The organism is Bacteroides xylanisolvens, from assembly GCF_018289135.1.
In the GTDB taxonomy this organism is placed as follows: domain Bacteria; phylum Bacteroidota; class Bacteroidia; order Bacteroidales; family Bacteroidaceae; genus Bacteroides; species Bacteroides xylanisolvens.
Genome location: NZ_CP072216.1, coordinates 5909854 through 5926436 on the forward strand (window position 1 = coordinate 5909854; position 16583 = coordinate 5926436).

The 16583-nt window shown below is 38.5% G+C and carries 13 protein-coding genes; 6 read left to right on the forward strand and 7 right to left on the reverse strand.

All coding sequences use genetic code 11. The annotated features are described in order from the left end of the window. The first annotated feature begins 5 nt into the window (after window positions 1–5). Window positions 6–857, forward strand: a complete 852-nt coding sequence (locus INE92_RS24260) for a 5' nucleotidase, NT5C type (RefSeq protein ID WP_004311009.1) — start codon at window positions 6–8, stop codon at window positions 855–857. Between the two features lie 680 nt (window positions 858–1537). Beyond that, window positions 1538–2407, forward strand: coding sequence for a helix-turn-helix domain-containing protein (locus INE92_RS24265; protein WP_004301155.1), 870 nt, complete (start codon window positions 1538–1540; stop codon window positions 2405–2407). A gap of 112 nt (window positions 2408–2519) precedes the next feature. Here the strand turns inward: INE92_RS24265 and aroB are convergent, their stop codons facing one another. Continuing rightward, a complete protein-coding gene (gene aroB / locus INE92_RS24270; protein WP_004305415.1) occupies window positions 2520–3581 on the reverse strand; it encodes a 3-dehydroquinate synthase in 1062 nt (353 codons plus the stop codon). Window positions 3582–3661: 80 nt separating this feature from the next. On the opposite strand from aroB, the gene INE92_RS24275 reads away from it, so the two are divergent. From INE92_RS24275 to cls, 3 genes are all read left to right on the forward strand, one after another. Then, complete coding sequence (locus tag INE92_RS24275; RefSeq protein WP_004305412.1) at window positions 3662–4066, forward strand: hypothetical protein; 405 nt, start codon at window positions 3662–3664, stop codon at window positions 4064–4066. An 83-nt stretch (window positions 4067–4149) separates the two neighbouring features. After that, entirely contained in the window at window positions 4150–7071 is a 2922-nt protein-coding gene (locus tag INE92_RS24280; RefSeq protein WP_004311007.1) for a TonB-dependent receptor, read from the forward strand. A 132-nt stretch (window positions 7072–7203) separates the two neighbouring features. After that, complete coding sequence (gene cls / locus INE92_RS24285) at window positions 7204–8643, forward strand: cardiolipin synthase (protein ID WP_149952022.1); 1440 nt, start codon at window positions 7204–7206, stop codon at window positions 8641–8643. A 24-nt stretch (window positions 8644–8667) separates the two neighbouring features. Here cls and INE92_RS24290 read toward each other — a convergent pair whose 3' ends face one another. Genes INE92_RS24290 through INE92_RS24300 form a run of 3 tightly spaced genes read right to left on the reverse strand, consistent with a single transcriptional unit; the run spans window position 8668 to window position 10648 of the window. Further along, entirely contained in the window at window positions 8668–9201 is a 534-nt protein-coding gene (locus INE92_RS24290; RefSeq protein ID WP_004314595.1) for an RsmD family RNA methyltransferase, read from the reverse strand. Beyond that, a complete protein-coding gene (locus INE92_RS24295) occupies window positions 9192–9962 on the reverse strand; it encodes a DUF3822 family protein (RefSeq protein WP_004311006.1) in 771 nt (256 codons plus the stop codon). The genes INE92_RS24290 and INE92_RS24295 overlap by 10 nt, the downstream gene beginning before the upstream one ends. After that, window positions 9962–10648 (reverse strand): hypothetical protein, encoded by a 687-nt coding sequence (locus INE92_RS24300; RefSeq protein WP_004301363.1) that lies wholly within the window; start codon window positions 10646–10648, stop codon window positions 9962–9964. The genes INE92_RS24295 and INE92_RS24300 overlap by 1 nt, the downstream gene beginning before the upstream one ends. Before the next feature lie 95 nt (window positions 10649–10743). On the opposite strand from INE92_RS24300, the gene INE92_RS24305 reads away from it, so the two are divergent. Then, window positions 10744–12162, forward strand: a complete 1419-nt coding sequence (locus INE92_RS24305) for an ATP-dependent DNA helicase (RefSeq protein ID WP_004311005.1) — start codon at window positions 10744–10746, stop codon at window positions 12160–12162. A 267-nt stretch (window positions 12163–12429) separates the two neighbouring features. Here the strand turns inward: INE92_RS24305 and INE92_RS24310 are convergent, their stop codons facing one another. Genes INE92_RS24310 through INE92_RS24320 form a run of 3 tightly spaced genes read right to left on the reverse strand, consistent with a single transcriptional unit; the run spans window position 12430 to window position 16581 of the window. Then, window positions 12430–13932 (reverse strand): BACON domain-containing protein, encoded by a 1503-nt coding sequence (locus INE92_RS24310; protein WP_004311004.1) that lies wholly within the window; start codon window positions 13930–13932, stop codon window positions 12430–12432. 32 nt (window positions 13933–13964) lie between these two features. Further along, window positions 13965–15389, reverse strand: coding sequence for a BT_3987 domain-containing protein (locus tag INE92_RS24315; RefSeq protein ID WP_004301366.1), 1425 nt, complete (start codon window positions 15387–15389; stop codon window positions 13965–13967). A gap of 25 nt (window positions 15390–15414) precedes the next feature. After that, window positions 15415–16581 (reverse strand): DUF1735 and LamG domain-containing protein, encoded by a 1167-nt coding sequence (locus INE92_RS24320; protein WP_004301367.1) that lies wholly within the window; start codon window positions 16579–16581, stop codon window positions 15415–15417. Window positions 16582–16583: the final 2 nt, after the last annotated feature.

Sequence of the window (16583 nt, forward strand, 5' to 3'; positions counted from 1 at the left end):
GTCTTATGAATCAAAATAAAGCATTGGAGATTGCCTATAAGGCTCATATTGGACAGTTAGACAAAGGTGGTAGTCCGTATATATTGCATCCTGTTAGAGTTGCTTTACACTGTCAAACAGAGGATGAAAAGATAGTAGCATTGTTGCATGATGTTGTAGAAGATACTTCCATAACATTTGAGGATTTAAAAACGGAAGGGTTGGATGACAGGCTACTGGAGGCTTTAAAATGTCTGACTAAAGAAGCGGGGGAAGATTATAAAGCGTTTATTGAACGTGTCTCTACTAATCGTTTGGCTACAAAGGTTAAAATACAAGACCTAAAAGACAATATGGATGTAACCCGTTTGAATGGTAAGGCACATTGGAAGTTGGAAACATATAAAGAAGCGTTGGAGTACCTCGAACGGTGTTCAAATAAGAAAGTTTTATATGTAGATATGGATAATGTATTGGTAAACTTCCAATCGGGCATAGACGCCTTAAATGAGGACTTAAAAAGCCGATATGCGGGGTGCTATGATGAAGTCCCTAATATATTTGCAAAAATGCAACCCAATGAAGGGGCAATAGATGCTATGAATCGTTTAAAAGACAAATACGACATTTACATTTTATCAACAGCCCCATGGGATAACCTAAGTGCATGGTCTGACAAGTTAGAATGGGTGAAGCGTTATTTGGGTGAAGTATGCTATAAACGTTTGATCTTGTCGCACCACAAAAACTTGAATGCAGGGGATTATTTAATAGATGACAGGAAAAAGAATGGTGCTGCTGATTTTAAAGGTGAGCTTATATTGTTCGGTTCTGAACGGTTTCCAAATTGGGAGTCTGTGGTAAGGTATTTAATGTGATAAAAACACGAAGAACGCAAAAGAGGTTTTGTACTGCAATTTGCTTTAGTTTGGATTAAGTTTCCCGAAAGAGGTAATGAATGAGTAATCGAGCTAAAAAATAAAGGAACTAGATAACTATCTAATTCCTTGTTTTATATGTGATTGTAAAATGAAAATCTTTTACTCTTTTCACGCCCCCCAGACGCGTACTCTAACCGGGCTGAGCTACACCCCGAATTGCGGATGCAAAAGTACAGATTAATTTTTAATTAGCAAATAATCCGTTGATTTTTCTAGTATGAATTGTGCCGATTTATAGCTATTATTCTGATTATTAGTCTTTCTTGTGAACATACAAATCTTTATTTCAATGAGTTAGTAGTTTTTTTGATTGCCTCTTATGTGATATAAAAGTACATTTCTTTAATTTTGCTTGAATTAGAAAACAATCTGCTTATTTTTCATTTGAAAGCATTAATCCTTTTCCTGTCCTAAAAACACTATAAAAAACAGGTCAGTCTATAATAAAACGAAATAGGAAAATGATAAATGAACTAACAATCAGATAGTTTGTTTATAAATTAATGCAAATAAAAGGTGTTTGACTTCCTTAGTATGATACTATATTTCCATTTTTGGTGCGTGGTAAATTAGGAAGTTATACATTTGTAAAAAGACTTAGTTTAGAAAGGTGTTAAATGTTAGACATTAAAAATAGAGAGACATTAGAGATATACGTCCTGGGTGACGATTTTAAATTTTATCAAAATCTGAAGTATCTTCCTTTGACTTCTTATCCTTCTAATAATCAATCAGCTTTGATTATATATTGTTTAGGTGGAAAGGCCAAAATTACAGTGCATGAAGATGTACATTGGATACAACCGGAGGAATTGATTATATTATTACCCGGACAATTTGTCTCATTTAGTGAGCCAAGTGAAGATTTCTCGACCGTTACGATGGTTATATCTACTTCACTGTTTAGTGATGCGTTAAGTGGTGTGCCCAGATTTTCTCCGCATTTCTTTTTCTACATGCGGACTCATTACTGGTATCCGCAGTCAGAACGAGATATTCCCCGGATATATAATTATCTGGGTATGATAAAAGATAAAGTTACCTCTCAAGATATATATAGGCGTGAGCTGATTATTCATTTGTTGAGGTATCTGTATCTGGAACTGTTCAATGCTTATCAAAAGGAATCGACCTTGATGACTGCCCGCAGGGATACCCGTAAAGAAGAGTTGGCTAATAAATTCTTTGGGCTTATCATGAAGCATTTTAAGGAGAATAAGGATGTGGCTTTTTATGCGGATAAACTGTGTATTACTTCCAAATACCTGACTATGGTAATTAAGGAGACAAGCGGGAAGTCTGCCAAAGACTGGATTGTTGAATACATCATATTAGAAATCAAGGCTTTGCTGAAAAATACCAGCCTGAACATTCAGGAAATAGCGATTAAAACGAACTTTGCGAATCAATCGTCGCTTGGACGTTTTTTTAGAAAGCATACAGGAATGTCGCTTTCACAATATCGAATGAGTAACTTAGAACAATAGTGCGGACAATTGCCTCACAATAGGCAATAATATCTATAGGGATTGGGAAGAGAAAAGGAATGAAGTCTATTTCATTCCCTTTTATTATGCGGTATATCTGATGTAGGATGGATTAAATTCCCATACATTCGCGATAGAAGTCGAGCATCTCGAAGATAGTGTCCTTATCGGCAGTCTGATTGATGCAAATGTCTCCAATATCTTTCAGTAAGGTGAAATTGATAGTACCTGAAGTATTTTTTTTATCATGCGTCATAAATGCATACAGTTGGTCATATTTCTTGCAGTCGAAAGTAAATACACCATAATTATCCTTGATAAACTGGATCGTTTGCCGCATTTTCTCTTTCGGGAAACCTACTTTGAGATGAGAAAGATACAGTTCGCACACAATTCCCCAAGCTACTGCATATCCATGTAATACAGGACGGTTTTCTGCCAGTGCCATACTTTCGAACGCATGTCCTACGGTGTGTCCCAGATTTAATGCTTTGCGGATTCCATGTTCGAAGGGATCCTGTTCTACAATATCTTCTTTCACTTGTACCGATTGGCCTACCAATTGTTTGAGAGCTGCATAATCAATACTAGAGGAATCGAAATTGAGCAATTCTGCCCAATGTGCCGTATTGCTAATCAAACCATGCTTCAACATTTCAGCATATCCGGAGAAGAAATTGTGTGTGTCCAATGTGCGCAGGAATTCAGTTTCAATCAATACACTGTTTGCCGGAGCGAAAGCACCGATTTCATTTTTCAGTCCGTTGAAGTTGATTCCTGTTTTACCCCCCACTGATGCGTCCACCATAGCGAGCAGAGTGGTTGGTATATTGATATAGGAAATGCCCCGTTTGAATGTAGCTGCGGCAAAACCTCCGAGATCTGTCACCATCCCTCCTCCAAGATTGATAAGTAAAGAGTGGCGGGTAGCCCCTTGAGTGCTTAATGCCATCCAGACGGAAGCGAGTGTTTCCAGAGTTTTATGCACATCTTCTGCTCCGATACAGATTTCTACAGCATCTTTCAACAGACCCGATTCCTTTAGAGAGGGGAGACAAAGACGCTGGGTATGCTCGTCTGTGAGGACGAATAATTTGTCATGCGGACATAGCTCAATGGCACGACCGAGGCTCGTTTCCAAGCTTTCGCAGAGAATAACTTCTTGTTTACTCATGATTCTTTTGCTTTTTTACTCTGCAAATGTATATAAAATATCTTTTTTTACTTACTTTTGTCTCATTAAAACGTTTAATCATGAAAGCATTATTACCTGTATATTGTCGTCCTTTAGGATATGTTGTCTTGTTGGTAGCTCTGTTCATCCCTTTTATTTTGGTGATGCAGGGAGTAGTAACTGATACTAATTTGCTGTTTTATAAAGAATGTACAAAGTTGTTGATGATGGCAGGATGCTTGTTAATAATCTTTGCATTGAGTAAGAATGAAAGCCGTGAAACGGAGCAAATCCGGAATTCGGCTGTTCGTAATGCCATCTTTTTGACATTCTTGTTCGTCTTTGGTGGTATGTTGTGGCGTGTTATGCAAGGAGATGTGATAAACGTCGATACTTCCTCTTTCCTGACTTTTCTGGTTTTTAATGTGCTTTGTCTGGAGTTTGGTCTGAAAAAAGCGCTTGTTGATCGATTCTTTAAAAGATAATTTTCTTTTCAATTAAACCTTTTGCGATTCGATTTGTCAAAAAGACATTGTTATTGCTACTAATATAATCGTAAATAAGGTAAATGAAAAGATTTTCAGCAGGGTTGGTGCTGATGTTGCTATGCACCTTCTCAATTTTTGCACAGAATAAGGTTATTACCGTTTCGGGACGTGTGGTGGAATCCGATACTAAAGAGCCCGCAGCGCAGGCTACAGTTCAATTGCTATCATTACCTGATAGTGCTTATGCCGCTGGTATAGCCAGTAGTAACCAGGGATGGTTTACTCTCCCCAAAGTAAAAGCCGGAAAATATGTGTTGAAAGTTTCCTATATTGGATTCCGAACCAAGCTCGTACCGGTACAATTATCTGCTAACGCCACTGATAAAAAATTGGGAACCATTACATTGGATCCGGATGCTGTCATGCTGAAGGAAGCGGTGATTACTGCCGAAGCTCCGCAGGTGGTCGTGAAAGAAGATACGCTGGAATATAACTCAACAGCTTACCGTACTCCCGAAGGGGCGATGCTCGAAGAGTTGGTGAAGAAACTTCCGGGAGCAGAAATAGACGATGACGGTAACGTCAAAATCAATGGTAAAGAAGTAAAGAAGATTATGGTGGATGGTAAAGAGTTCTTTGGCGGTGATGTGAAAACCGGATTGAAGAACTTACCGGTCAACATGATCGACAAACTGAAGACGTACGATAAAAAGTCTGATTTGGCACGTGTTACCGGAATAGATGACGGAGAAGAAGAAACTGTTCTTGACCTGAAAGTGAAGAAAGGTATGAATCAAGGTTGGTTTGGTAATGCAAGTGTTGCCGGTGGTACAGAAGATCGTTACGGAAGCAACTTGATGTTGAATCGTTTTGTCGATAATAGCCAATTCTCTTTAATCGGTTCTGCTAATAATGTGAACGATCAGGGATTCTCCGGTGGAGGTGGCGGACCTCGTTTCCGGAACAGCAATGGTTTGACTGCTACCAAGATGTTAGGGGCTAACTTTGCTACCCAGACTGAAAAATTGGAACTGGGAGGTAGTGCCCGTTATAATTTCAGTGATCGGGATGCAACATCTACAAACTACTCGGAACGTTTCCTGCAAAATGGAAATTCTTATTCAAATTCGAACAGTAAAGGCCGCAATAAGAATACGAACTTTAATGCAGACTTTCGGTTGGAGTGGAAACCGGACACATTGACAAATATCATTTTCCGTCCGAACGTTTCTTATGGAAAGTCTAATAGTTATTCTATTTCCGAATCGGGAACTTTTAATGGAGATCCATTTAATTTGGTGTCTAATCCTAATGAGTTTTTGAATAAGATTTTCTGGGGAAGTACGGATGATCCTTTAGAAGCTATTCGTGTCAACGCCAGTAATAGTGAATCAAAATCTGAAGGGCAGAATCTCTCTGCAAATGCTTCTTTGCAAGTGAATCGTAGATTGAATAATCAGGGACGAAACATCACTTTCCGTGGTACATTTAGTTATGGAGATAATGACAGCGAACAGTTTAGTGAATCATTGACGCGTTATTTTGATGATAATGCAAAAAAAGAAGATGATGAGCGTAAACAATATACTACTTCTCCAACCAAAAATTATGATTATACTGCCGAACTGACCTATAGCGAACCGATTGCGAGAGCTACCTTCTTACAGTTCCGCTATAAATTTCAATATAAATATAGTGAAAGTGACAGAAGTACATACAGCTTGATTCCTGATGCCGATAAAGGACAGGATTGGTTTTGGAATTTTGGTGATGGTCTGCCTGTAGGATATGAAGAGAATAAAGATAGAGATTTGAGTAAGTATGCTCAATATAAATATTATAACCATGATATTAATGCAGGACTAAATATTATCCGCGAGAAATATAGATTGAACTTTGGAGTATCTTTGCAACCGCAGAACACCAGATTGGATTATAAGAAGGCCGAAGTAGATACTGTAGTAAAAAGAAATGTGTTCAATTTTGCTCCTAACGTTGATTTTCGTTACAGATTTTCTAAAGTCAGCCAGTTGCGCTTTACCTATCGGGGACGTGCAAGCCAGCCGAGTATGGAAAATTTGCTTGATGTAACTGATGACTCTAATCCGTTGAATATCCGTAAGGGTAATCCGGGATTGAAACCTTCTTTCTCTCATTCTATGCGTTTGTTTTATAATACTTATAATGCAGATAAACAGCGTGGCATGATGGCTCATGCAAACTTGAATATGACTCAAAATAGCATTACTAATGCCACTACTTATAATCAGAGTACTGGTGGAGTGACTGTTAAACCGGAGAATATCAACGGAAACTGGAATGCGATGGGAATGTTTGGATTCAATACAGCATTGAGAGACAAGCGGTTTACCATAAATTCTTTTTCCCGTGCTAATTATACCAATGCGGTTTCTTATCTTTTTAATGACGATACTAAAATAAATGACAAGAACACTAGTACGACACTGACTTTCGGAGAGAATTTGAATGGAACTTTCCGTAACGACTGGTTTGAATTTACCTTGAATGGTTCAATCAACTATAACTTTGAGCGAAATCAACTGCGTCCGGAAAACAATCAAGAACCCTATACATTTGGTTATGGTGCAAGTACTAATATCTCTTTACCTTGGAGTATGACGTTGTCTACCAATATCACTAATAACGCTCGTCGTGGTTATCGTGATGCCAGTATGAATAAGAATGAACTTATTTGGAATGCACAGATTGCCCAAAACTTCCTGAAAGGCAATGCCGCAACCATCAGTTTTGAAGTATATGATATTCTGCGGCAGCAATCTAATATCAGCCGTTCGTTAACAGCCGATATGCGTTCTGTTTCTGAATATAACGGAATTAATAGCTACTGCATGCTTCGTTTCTCTTATCGTCTGAATGTTTTTGGAAATAAAGAAGCTCGCGGCAATATGCGTCATGGCGGTTTTGATGGTGGTGGACCTCGTGGCCCGCGTGGTGGCTTTGGAGGTGGCAGACCACACTAAAGCAGAGTAATAGGTTTAAATAAAAACAGGAAGTCCCGGCACAACGATTCAATGTTGTTGCCGGGACTTCTTTGTTAATCCGAGAATTTACTCTATATTTGTTGTTTAGTATCCGTATGAAAGGAGATTCCTATGATTGATTGGAACTATATGCTTAGCCAGATAGCAACAGTGGCTTTTGATATTCTTTATTTTGGAGCCATTATCGGTACGATTGTCATCATCATTCTTGACAACCGGAATCCGGTTAAAACCATGGCATGGATACTCATATTACTTTTCCTTCCTATTGTCGGACTTGTCTTTTATTTTTTCTTTGGGCGGAGTCAACGTCGCGAACGTATCATTGGGCAAAAAAGCTACGACCGCTTATTGAAGAAACCAATGGCCGAATATCTCGCACAGGATTGTTCGGACGTTCCTTATGAATACTCCCGTCTTATTCAGCTTTTCCAGCAAACGAATCAAGCGTTTCCATTTGAGGGGAACCGTGTGGCAGTCTATACCGAAGGATATACCAAACTTCAATCATTGTTGCGTGAACTGCAAAAAGCGAAGCAGCATATCCACATGGAATATTACATCTTTGAAGATGACGCTATCGGGCGTATGGTCAGGGATGTGCTGATAGAAAGAGCTTCTCACGGGGTTGAAGTACGGGTTATCTATGATGATGTAGGTTGCTGGCATGTGCCTAACCGTTTTTTTGAAGAAATGCGCAATGCCGGTATTGAAGTCAGGAGCTTTTTGAAAGTACGTTTTCCCTTATTTACCAGTAGGGTGAATTACCGCAACCATAGAAAGATTGTCGTTATTGACGGACGCGTGGGCTTCGTTGGGGGAATGAACCTGGCAGAACGTTATATGCGTGGCTTTTCTTGGGGGATTTGGCGAGATACGCATATCATGTTGGAAGGCAAGGCAGTGCATGGTTTACAAACGGCTTTTTTGCTTGATTGGTATTTTGTAGACCGTACGTTGATAACCGCTTCCCGTTATTTTCCGAAGATTGACTCTTGCGGAAGTTCTTTAGTGCAAATTGTCACGAGTGAGCCTATCGGGCCATGGAAAGAAATCATGCAGGGATTGACTGTTGCCATTACCAGTGCAAAAAAATATTTCTATATGCAAACACCTTATTTTTTGCCTACAGAACCAATATTAGCAGCTATGCAAACAGCAGCATTGTCTGGGGTGGATATACGCTTGATGTTACCGGAACGTGCAGATAACTGGATAACTCATCTTGGATCGCGTTCTTATTTGGCAGATGTGATGCAGGCAGGTGTTAAGGTCTATTTTTATAAGAAAGGTTTTCTACATTCTAAGCTGATGGTTTCAGATGATATGCTTTCCACTGTAGGCTCTACCAATGTTGACTTCCGTAGCTTTGAGCATAACTTTGAGGTGAATGCTTTTATGTATGACGTAGAAACTGCCCTTGAAATGAAAGAAATATTTCTTCAGGACCAGCGCGAAAGTACACAGATCTTTTTGAAGAATTGGGGCAGACGTTCGTGGAGACAAAAAGCTGCGGAGTCTATCGTGCGTTTATTGGCTCCGCTACTTTAATAAGGATGAAATTGTATTTGGATCTTATCTGAATAGTGAGAAGTTCACACTTCCATACACCCTTCTCTCAAGGAAATGTGGATTTTCTTCGAAATTATTATCTTTTCCATGCTCCAGTACCAATAATCCTCCTTCTTTGAGAAGATTATTCTGAAAGATTAATTCGGGTATTGTTTCCAACTCTTTTAAAGCGTAGGGAGGATCGGCAAAGATGAAGTCGAACTGTTCGCGGCCATTTTTGATAAACTTGAATACATCTCCGCGTATCGGCAGACATTTGTCTGTCTGCACCTCTTTCATAATTTTGCAGATGAATGAGTGATGTGCAGGATCTTTCTCAATGCTGATAACACGGTCGCATCCGCGGGATACCAATTCGATACTGATGCTTCCCGTTCCGGCAAACAAATCAAGAGCTGTTATTCCTTCTTCAAAATCGATATAGTTATTGAGTACATTAAACAGATTTTCTTTGGCGAAATCTGTCGTAGGGCGTGCTTTAAATGTCCGAGGCACGTCAAATCTTCTTCGTTTGTAAATACCGCTGATTACTCGCATGTTAATAAGGCTTGCATGTCAATATTAGTTGCAGGATTCATGATGAATACCTGTAGGATAAACTTTTTCAATTCACTCATTAAAACGTCTTTCTCCGGAAGTATTCCGGTTAGGTGTAACTCATCCCGTTCCTGATTAAACTCCAGTTGTTTCCAGGCGTACAATAAATAGTAAATACGGTCTTCTGTGTGCGTACATTCAAAGGAATTAGCCAGAAGCAGATGTCCTCGTTCAAAACAATAGATGTCAATGCCGTCTTTGCGTATAGAAGCATACATCTTCTTACTGTTTCCCAATCTGCTTTTTACAGAAAAATAATCGATGAATGGAGTAGATTGAGAATAGAAACGAGCTTCGGGATATTGTTCATTCAAAAAGGTCTGTGCGCTTTTGTCTATGCCGAAGATGACAGCTACATTATTCTTTCTTAGAATATTATAGAGCACCGTTTCGTTTTCTTTTTTCTGATGATTATGATAAAACAGAAGTTCCGCCTGTTCCTCTTCAAACAATTCTAATGGCGCAATCGTAAAACGCTTGCCTGCCATCATAATGTTTACTCGTTTGTAAGGATGATTGAGGAAATCCGATTCGTGAAAGAGTGTTTTTAGATTTGCGGTAAGGGATGAAGACGCATTTATCTCTTTCTCTATTATTGAAAGCGAATCGTCATGAATCGGGTTATAGATAGAAAAAGAAAATCCATCCGTACTAAGACGGATGGATAAAGTATATTGTTTTGATTTAGTAAAATCAATCATTATTCCCAGTTACCAGCACCATTGTTTGGAGTATCGATAGAACCTACCATCAAGCCGCTATATTTGCCTAGTTTAGAATCCAGGTCTTTTAGGTTGATGATTTCTTGTTTGTCAAGTCCGCTCAAATAAGTTTCGTATGGAGCTTTCACTTCGAACAAATATACCGGAGCACCAGACTTGGCAGTGTCATTTTTCACGTTCATTTCGAATTGAGCACCATTTCCGTGAGGAATATATTTCATAGAGTCGGCATTGAATCCTTTGGGATAGATAGTATCCAATACAGCTACCCACATAGTGTCACGTTTGAAGTTTTCAAGTCCCCATTTCTTAACTTCATCGTATCTACCGGTTTTCTTTGCTTTTTCGATGATAGCCATGGCTTTCTTTTCAGTCAGTCCATCTTCCAATTGCTTGTCAGTTAACATTCCCATCTTCATAACGAACGGCAATTTTTGATTTTTAACGAAATCAATCAGTGTGTCTAATTTGGGTGCATACATTCCGCGGTGCAGCGAACGGTATTCCTGCTGTGCCTTACGGATGTCGATCAAACGGGCAATGACTGCTTTTTCTCTTTCTTTTTTTGCGTTTTCAAAATTGATAGGACCCATAATGCTGGTGTAACAGATGTAAATCAGTGCAGCAGCACAAAGCACCAATACAATATTAAATACTGTTTTCATGATAAATTATGTTTTTAGTTGTTATATTCGCATCGCAAAAATAGAATAAATAAATTTAAATACGATAGTTCCTCGAACTTTTTTCTCGTACAAAAATGATAAATAACTATTTAGAAAGGCAAATTAAGGAAAATTTTCCTTATCAGCCAACTTTAGAGCAGGAAATTGCTGTAAAATCTCTTTCAGAGTTTCTGCTGTCCACACTGGCAGATGAAGTCTTTATCTTAAGAGGGTATGCTGGTACTGGTAAAACATCGTTGGTAGGGGCATTGGTGAAAACGATGGATCAGCTGCAGCAGAAATCTGTATTGTTGGCTCCTACAGGACGTGCGGCAAAAGTTTTTTCAGTGTATGCAGGACATCCGGCTTTTACTATTCATAAAAAAATATATAGACAACAATCTTTTTCTAATGAACTTAGTAACTTTTCGATCAATGACAATTTAGCTACCAATACATTGTTTATTGTCGACGAGGCTTCCATGATTTCAAACGAAGGACTGTCGGGCAGTATGTTTGGAACAGGACGTTTATTGGATGATTTGGTGCAATTTGTTTATTCAGGACAGGGATGTCGTCTCTTGTTAATGGGTGATACCGCGCAGCTTCCTCCGGTAGGAGAGGAGTTAAGCCCGGCACTTTTTTCCGATGCATTGAAGGGGTATGGACTTGAAGTACGTGAGATTGATCTTACTCAAGTAGTCCGTCAGGTGCAAGAATCCGGAATATTATGGAATGCCACACAGTTGAGGCAATTGATAGCAGAGGATGATTGTTATTCTCTGCCTAAGATAAAAATAGCAGGTTTTCCTGATATTAAACTGGTGCCGGGAACTGAACTGATAGAGGAACTAACTAATTGCTACGATCATGATGGTATGGATGAGACGATTGTTGTCTGTCGTTCCAATAAACGTGCAAACCTATATAACAATGGAATACGTGCTCAAATTCTTTGGCGTGAAGATGAATTGAATACAGGAGATATGTTGATGATAGCCAAAAATAATTACTATTGGACGGAGAAATATAAGGAGATGGATTTTATAGCTAATGGAGAAATTGCAGTTGTCCGGCGTGTTCGTCGAACTCGTGAAATATATGGTTTTCGTTTTGCCGAAGTTACTCTCCGCTTTCCTGATCAGAATGATTTTGAATTGGATGCGAATCTATTATTAGACACTTTACATTCGGACTCACCTGCATTGCCGAAAGAAGACAATGACCGATTGTTCTATACGGTACTTGAGGATTATATAGATATTCCAAACAAAAGAGACCGGATGAAAAAGATGAAAGCCGATCCGCATTACAATGCTTTGCAGGTGAAATATGCATACGCAATAACCTGTCATAAAGCGCAAGGCGGACAGTGGCAGAATGTGTTTTTAGATCAGGGGTATATGACAGATGAGTATTTGACTCCGGATTATTTCCGGTGGTTGTATACAGCTTTTACTCGGGCGACAAAGACACTGTATTTGGTGAATTACCCGAAAGAGCAGGTGGAATAGTTTTGTTTTTTGAATGACTCTTAATCTTTATATGATTTAGAGTTTTAAGGTTACATTGATTATATAATCAGTTGATTTCAATATTGTTGGATTCAAAAAGGTCTTTGAGTACTGGTTGTGGTTTGTTTATAGATGAAAAGAGTATTTTAAGATAAGAGCTAGCATTAGATAAAAATAGATAGCAATAATCCCTTTATTTGACTCTATTCACAGATTTGGAAAGAGTAAATAAAGGGATTCTCTATAAATTATTTCTCTATATATTAATTATTTGTAAACAATAGTAGTTGCATCATTCTTAGTTAACTTTGGTATCACTTGACCAGTCTTTAAATAAAGAGTCTTAATTTTGCTGCTACGATTGGCGTTTAAGTTTGTTAATGCTGGACATTCCGAAGCATCAATTGACGTAACATAATCATAACTTGCATACCAGGAAACAAGACTTAAATCCAAAGACTCAAGTTTACTACTGATGACTTTAAGACTTTCTGCCTCCGAATAAACATAGCTACCTCCTGCATTGAAACTAGTAATTGGATTATCTCCCAAATTATACTCTTCACAAATAGTAGGGCTATTAAATGTGAGTGATGATACCTTATGTAAACCTGAAATATCAAGCTTTTTCATGTTTGAACAATAACCTAAACGTAATGAAGTCAGGTTAGGGAAATACTCTATTCCGGTTAAATCTTTAATCTGGTTAGAGTATGAGGTGTTAGAGAATGAAGTTGCGTTTAATCCTTCTTCAAGAATAATACATTTGGTATCATCAATAGGGAGAGCCCAACCGTTAGATATACAAAGTGCTCGAAGAACGGCATCTGGAATTTCCACAGGGCTGGCGTCCGGATCTTTTTGAACAATAGCAATATCTTTTACTAATGTACCACTGGTTTGGGCAATATGAATTGTACCTCCACGCGAAGCTGGTGATGCGGATAGTTTATAAGTAACAGTAACCGTAGTCAAACCATCATCGCCTTTTTGTGGTTCGGAAATTGATTGATCAGTAATCCAATCTTTCCCTTTTGTTATGGAAATAGCGTAATTGACGTTGTATTTCACTTTAAAAGAGATAGTTCGTGCTGTTAGATCATATGTTAAAGTGTTACTTTCGGTGATAATTGCATCTGTTTGTTTTTGATTAATATCTACATTGACACTTTCAGTAACGAGTGGGCTTGAGATTGTAATTTTTGTACTACGATCTTTATATGTCTTGTTCTCGGCAGCAGTGAATGATAAAGTTACTTTGCCACCGAATTCATTACGTCTATCGAATGTCAGCCACTCTTTACCACCGTCACTATATGTTATCGTTGGGTCGGCCACATTGGTATTAAGTTGAATTCTCACAGTACTTTTTTCTTTAGTAATAGAAAGAGCTTCGTCAGAAAGTAAATCCATTATATATGCAGGTTGAGACTCTACTTGTAGTGGCACAACTGAAGAACCTGTGAAAAACTTGAAGGTTGCAGTACGCTTTTCATCTAATTTGTTAGGATCGATGGTAAAAGTAACTACATCACCATCTTTACCTGAAGTTATTGACGGATGTGCCCAATCACATATTCCTGACAACCGCCAGTTATCGGAGCTTGTTACAGTAACTGTAGCATCCCCTCCATTTTTATCCACTTGGAGTATATTGGTCGATAGTGAGATTGTTGAATTACCATTATTGATTGATTCATCATCATCAGAACAACCCCATAGTAGGAGGGATACCGATAACACTATCATTAAATTCTTAAATAATTTCATATCTATTCTTTTTAAGGTAAAATATACATTAATCAGTTAATAGCTTCACGTTCTGTACTATTCTTTTTATAATAGTAACTTGGATAAACTAATGTTTCATCGTACAAACCTTTACAAACGGATTGGCATCTATATACTTGTGAACCATATAATGATGGGTCAAGTGCGAAGAACATGTAGTATCCATAACCAGCTTCTTTTCTAGAACGCGCTGTAGATTCACTTGAGTTGCCACTGCCTCGTCTTAGTTCTATTGACATACCAGCACACTGTTTCAATGTCATACCGGTACCTGGCCCAGCAGCACCACCATAGTCAGCTACAGCATAATCGCAATACTGACCAGGTTCGATACCATCGATAACTTGGAGACTACTTGAATACATGTTGCCAAGGTTATAGAGCGAGACAATTTTTTCCGGCATGACAGCTTTACATTCATACATTAATCGTGAACCTGCATAAGCTGATGGGCTTGCAAGCCAGGGGTTTGAAAGGTCTGGTGAGTTCGAATATTCGTCATCGAAAGCGACGCCGTCCAGATTATAAGCACGGCAATAAGCTGCCAGTTCCCGGGCGAATTCCCTAGCTCCCATATCCGAAAGTTGAGCGACACCAGCTTCGTCATGATTACCAAGGATGCTGATAATAATTTTCATACCAGCTTTACGCAATGGTTGTAGATACTTATCATTATTGTCGAGCAAGAATTGAACATTTTCATTGTTCGCTAAATATACTCGTTGTTTCTCTGGATCCCAATTGATATTAGCAGCAAAAAGTACGATATGGTCGAAAAAATATTTACCACTTTCAGTCAGAAACTCAAGGGCATTGAGCGGGTTAGTATCATTAACTTCGAAATAAAGAACTGTTTGTACCGCATCTTCTCCTTTGTTAGTATTAGGTTTGTTGCGATAATCTTGAACGAGAAGCACCATATGCTTGGACGTTTCAGTAAATGTTACTCCTTCAGTAGAAGATGTTACTGTCAAAGGTACTATGTAGGTTTTATCCTCTTCCATTCCATCAAACGCAGTCAGTGTAACTTTCACGCTTGGGGTAACTTTATCATCTGGGGCAAGTACAAAAGTACCATTATTTGCGATTTTCACATTAGCGGCAGGAAACACTTCGAAATCCGTTTCATGGATAGTGTTGTATATAGCTGCATATGATTCCTCGACAGCTATTTGAACATCTACTCCTTTTTGAGGTAGTTTAGAAAGACGGAATACCACATTAGTGCTATATTCATTATTTCGGAGCTCGATTACCGAACTGTTTTTATTCGTATTTTCGTCCAATAATAATCCGCTCAGTTGAGTCGATGCCAAATAAGAAGATTCATCTATCTTGTTTCCTATTTCAATGTCTTCCTCACAAGATGTGAAGGTTGCCATAGTGAACATTACCACTGGCAGGAAAGCATATTTGATATTGTTTATCATATTCATATTCAATTCTTAGTTAAATGATTTATTATTGAGGCAATGAAACAGATTCCCATTTAGGTTCTTTTTCGATTGTCAAATCATAGCCACTCACGCTGTAATCTTTAGCTACTGTACCCGAACCTTCGTCGAATTTCCAATATGCAATGAGCCCTTCCGATTCAGGTTCTATTGTGTAGAAGTGATTTGTTGCCTGAATTTCTTCTGCTGTTAATGCACGATTCCAGATTCGTACTTCGGAAACGACGCCATCAAAATAGCGGTCATCTTTATAGGAATAACCTACCCAGAAACAACGTGAGCCGTCTTCCTCATTGGTATGTTTAGCACCAAGACTAACAGAACTCTTTCCCGTTGAACCGGAAAGCTTTTCTACGCCATTGATATATACTTTGACATTACCTTTATTGAATGCGACAGCTACATGATACCACTTGCCACTTTCAAGTTGAAGGTCTGCGCTTGTACAATTGTTAACAGAAGTAGCTACTTGAAGTTGGTTATTCGGAATGGTTGCGTCACCGATACGGAGCAAATAATTGCTTTCGATACCCATCAACGTGTTCAGAGTATTAGGGAATGAATTGGCCTTGAACAGTATCTCCATCGTATTCTCCGTTAGATTATTGAATTTGGAGTCATTCTTGAAGTCCGGATAAGCACGATTACGACTGATATTACATACCACATTAATAAGTGATGCTCCGCGGAATACATAATAATATGTCTTAGCACTTTGCAAAACGCCGATTCCTTCCACTGATTTAATAGTGACTGGAAGCACATAAGTGGTTTTGATATCAAGTTCTCCTGTATTAATGAATTCAATAGGCAATTCTGGACTAACTATACTACCTGATTTGATGGTAGTCGAAGTTTCTGGCATTGAATAATGTTCTTCAGAAAGAAGTACTGCAGTTTCATCGTAATATGCCAGTTTATAAGTTGATAAAAGTTCGGGAGCAGGTGACATAGTCACTTTGATATCATGTTCTTCAGGCTTTGCTATGGCTACTGAAAGACCAGTTTCTACATTTGTATCACCAGCTTTGAACAGTATTTCCTTAGTAAAGTTCGATGCCGAAATGAAGAGTTTATTGTCATAATGCTGTTCATTTTCATCGTTGTTCTGGCAACCGGCAAGAATTATTGAGAAACCGGCAAGAGCTGTAAATATTAAATTGTTTAATTTCATAA

Bases quoted from the DNA above. Each gene is read 5' to 3' on its own strand.
- INE92_RS24260 (WP_004311009.1), top strand. From the start codon at position 6: ATGAATCAAAATAAAGCATTGGAGATTGCCTATAAGGCTCATATTGGA.
- INE92_RS24265 (WP_004301155.1), top strand. From the start codon at position 1,538: ATGTTAGACATTAAAAATAGAGAGACATTAGAGATATACGTCCTGGGT.
- aroB (WP_004305415.1), bottom strand. From the start codon at position 3,581: ATGAGTAAACAAGAAGTTATTCTCTGCGAAAGCTTGGAAACGAGCCTC.
- INE92_RS24275 (WP_004305412.1), top strand. From the start codon at position 3,662: ATGAAAGCATTATTACCTGTATATTGTCGTCCTTTAGGATATGTTGTC.
- INE92_RS24280 (WP_004311007.1), top strand. From the start codon at position 4,150: ATGAAAAGATTTTCAGCAGGGTTGGTGCTGATGTTGCTATGCACCTTC.
- cls (WP_149952022.1), top strand. From the start codon at position 7,204: ATGATTGATTGGAACTATATGCTTAGCCAGATAGCAACAGTGGCTTTT.
- INE92_RS24290 (WP_004314595.1), bottom strand. From the start codon at position 9,201: ATGCGAGTAATCAGCGGTATTTACAAACGAAGAAGATTTGACGTGCCT.
- INE92_RS24295 (WP_004311006.1), bottom strand. From the start codon at position 9,962: ATGATTGATTTTACTAAATCAAAACAATATACTTTATCCATCCGTCTT.
- INE92_RS24300 (WP_004301363.1), bottom strand. From the start codon at position 10,648: ATGAAAACAGTATTTAATATTGTATTGGTGCTTTGTGCTGCTGCACTG.
- INE92_RS24305 (WP_004311005.1), top strand. From the start codon at position 10,744: ATGATAAATAACTATTTAGAAAGGCAAATTAAGGAAAATTTTCCTTAT.
- INE92_RS24310 (WP_004311004.1), bottom strand. From the start codon at position 13,932: ATGAAATTATTTAAGAATTTAATGATAGTGTTATCGGTATCCCTCCTA.
- INE92_RS24315 (WP_004301366.1), bottom strand. From the start codon at position 15,389: ATGAATATGATAAACAATATCAAATATGCTTTCCTGCCAGTGGTAATG.
- INE92_RS24320 (WP_004301367.1), bottom strand. From the start codon at position 16,581: ATGAAATTAAACAATTTAATATTTACAGCTCTTGCCGGTTTCTCAATA.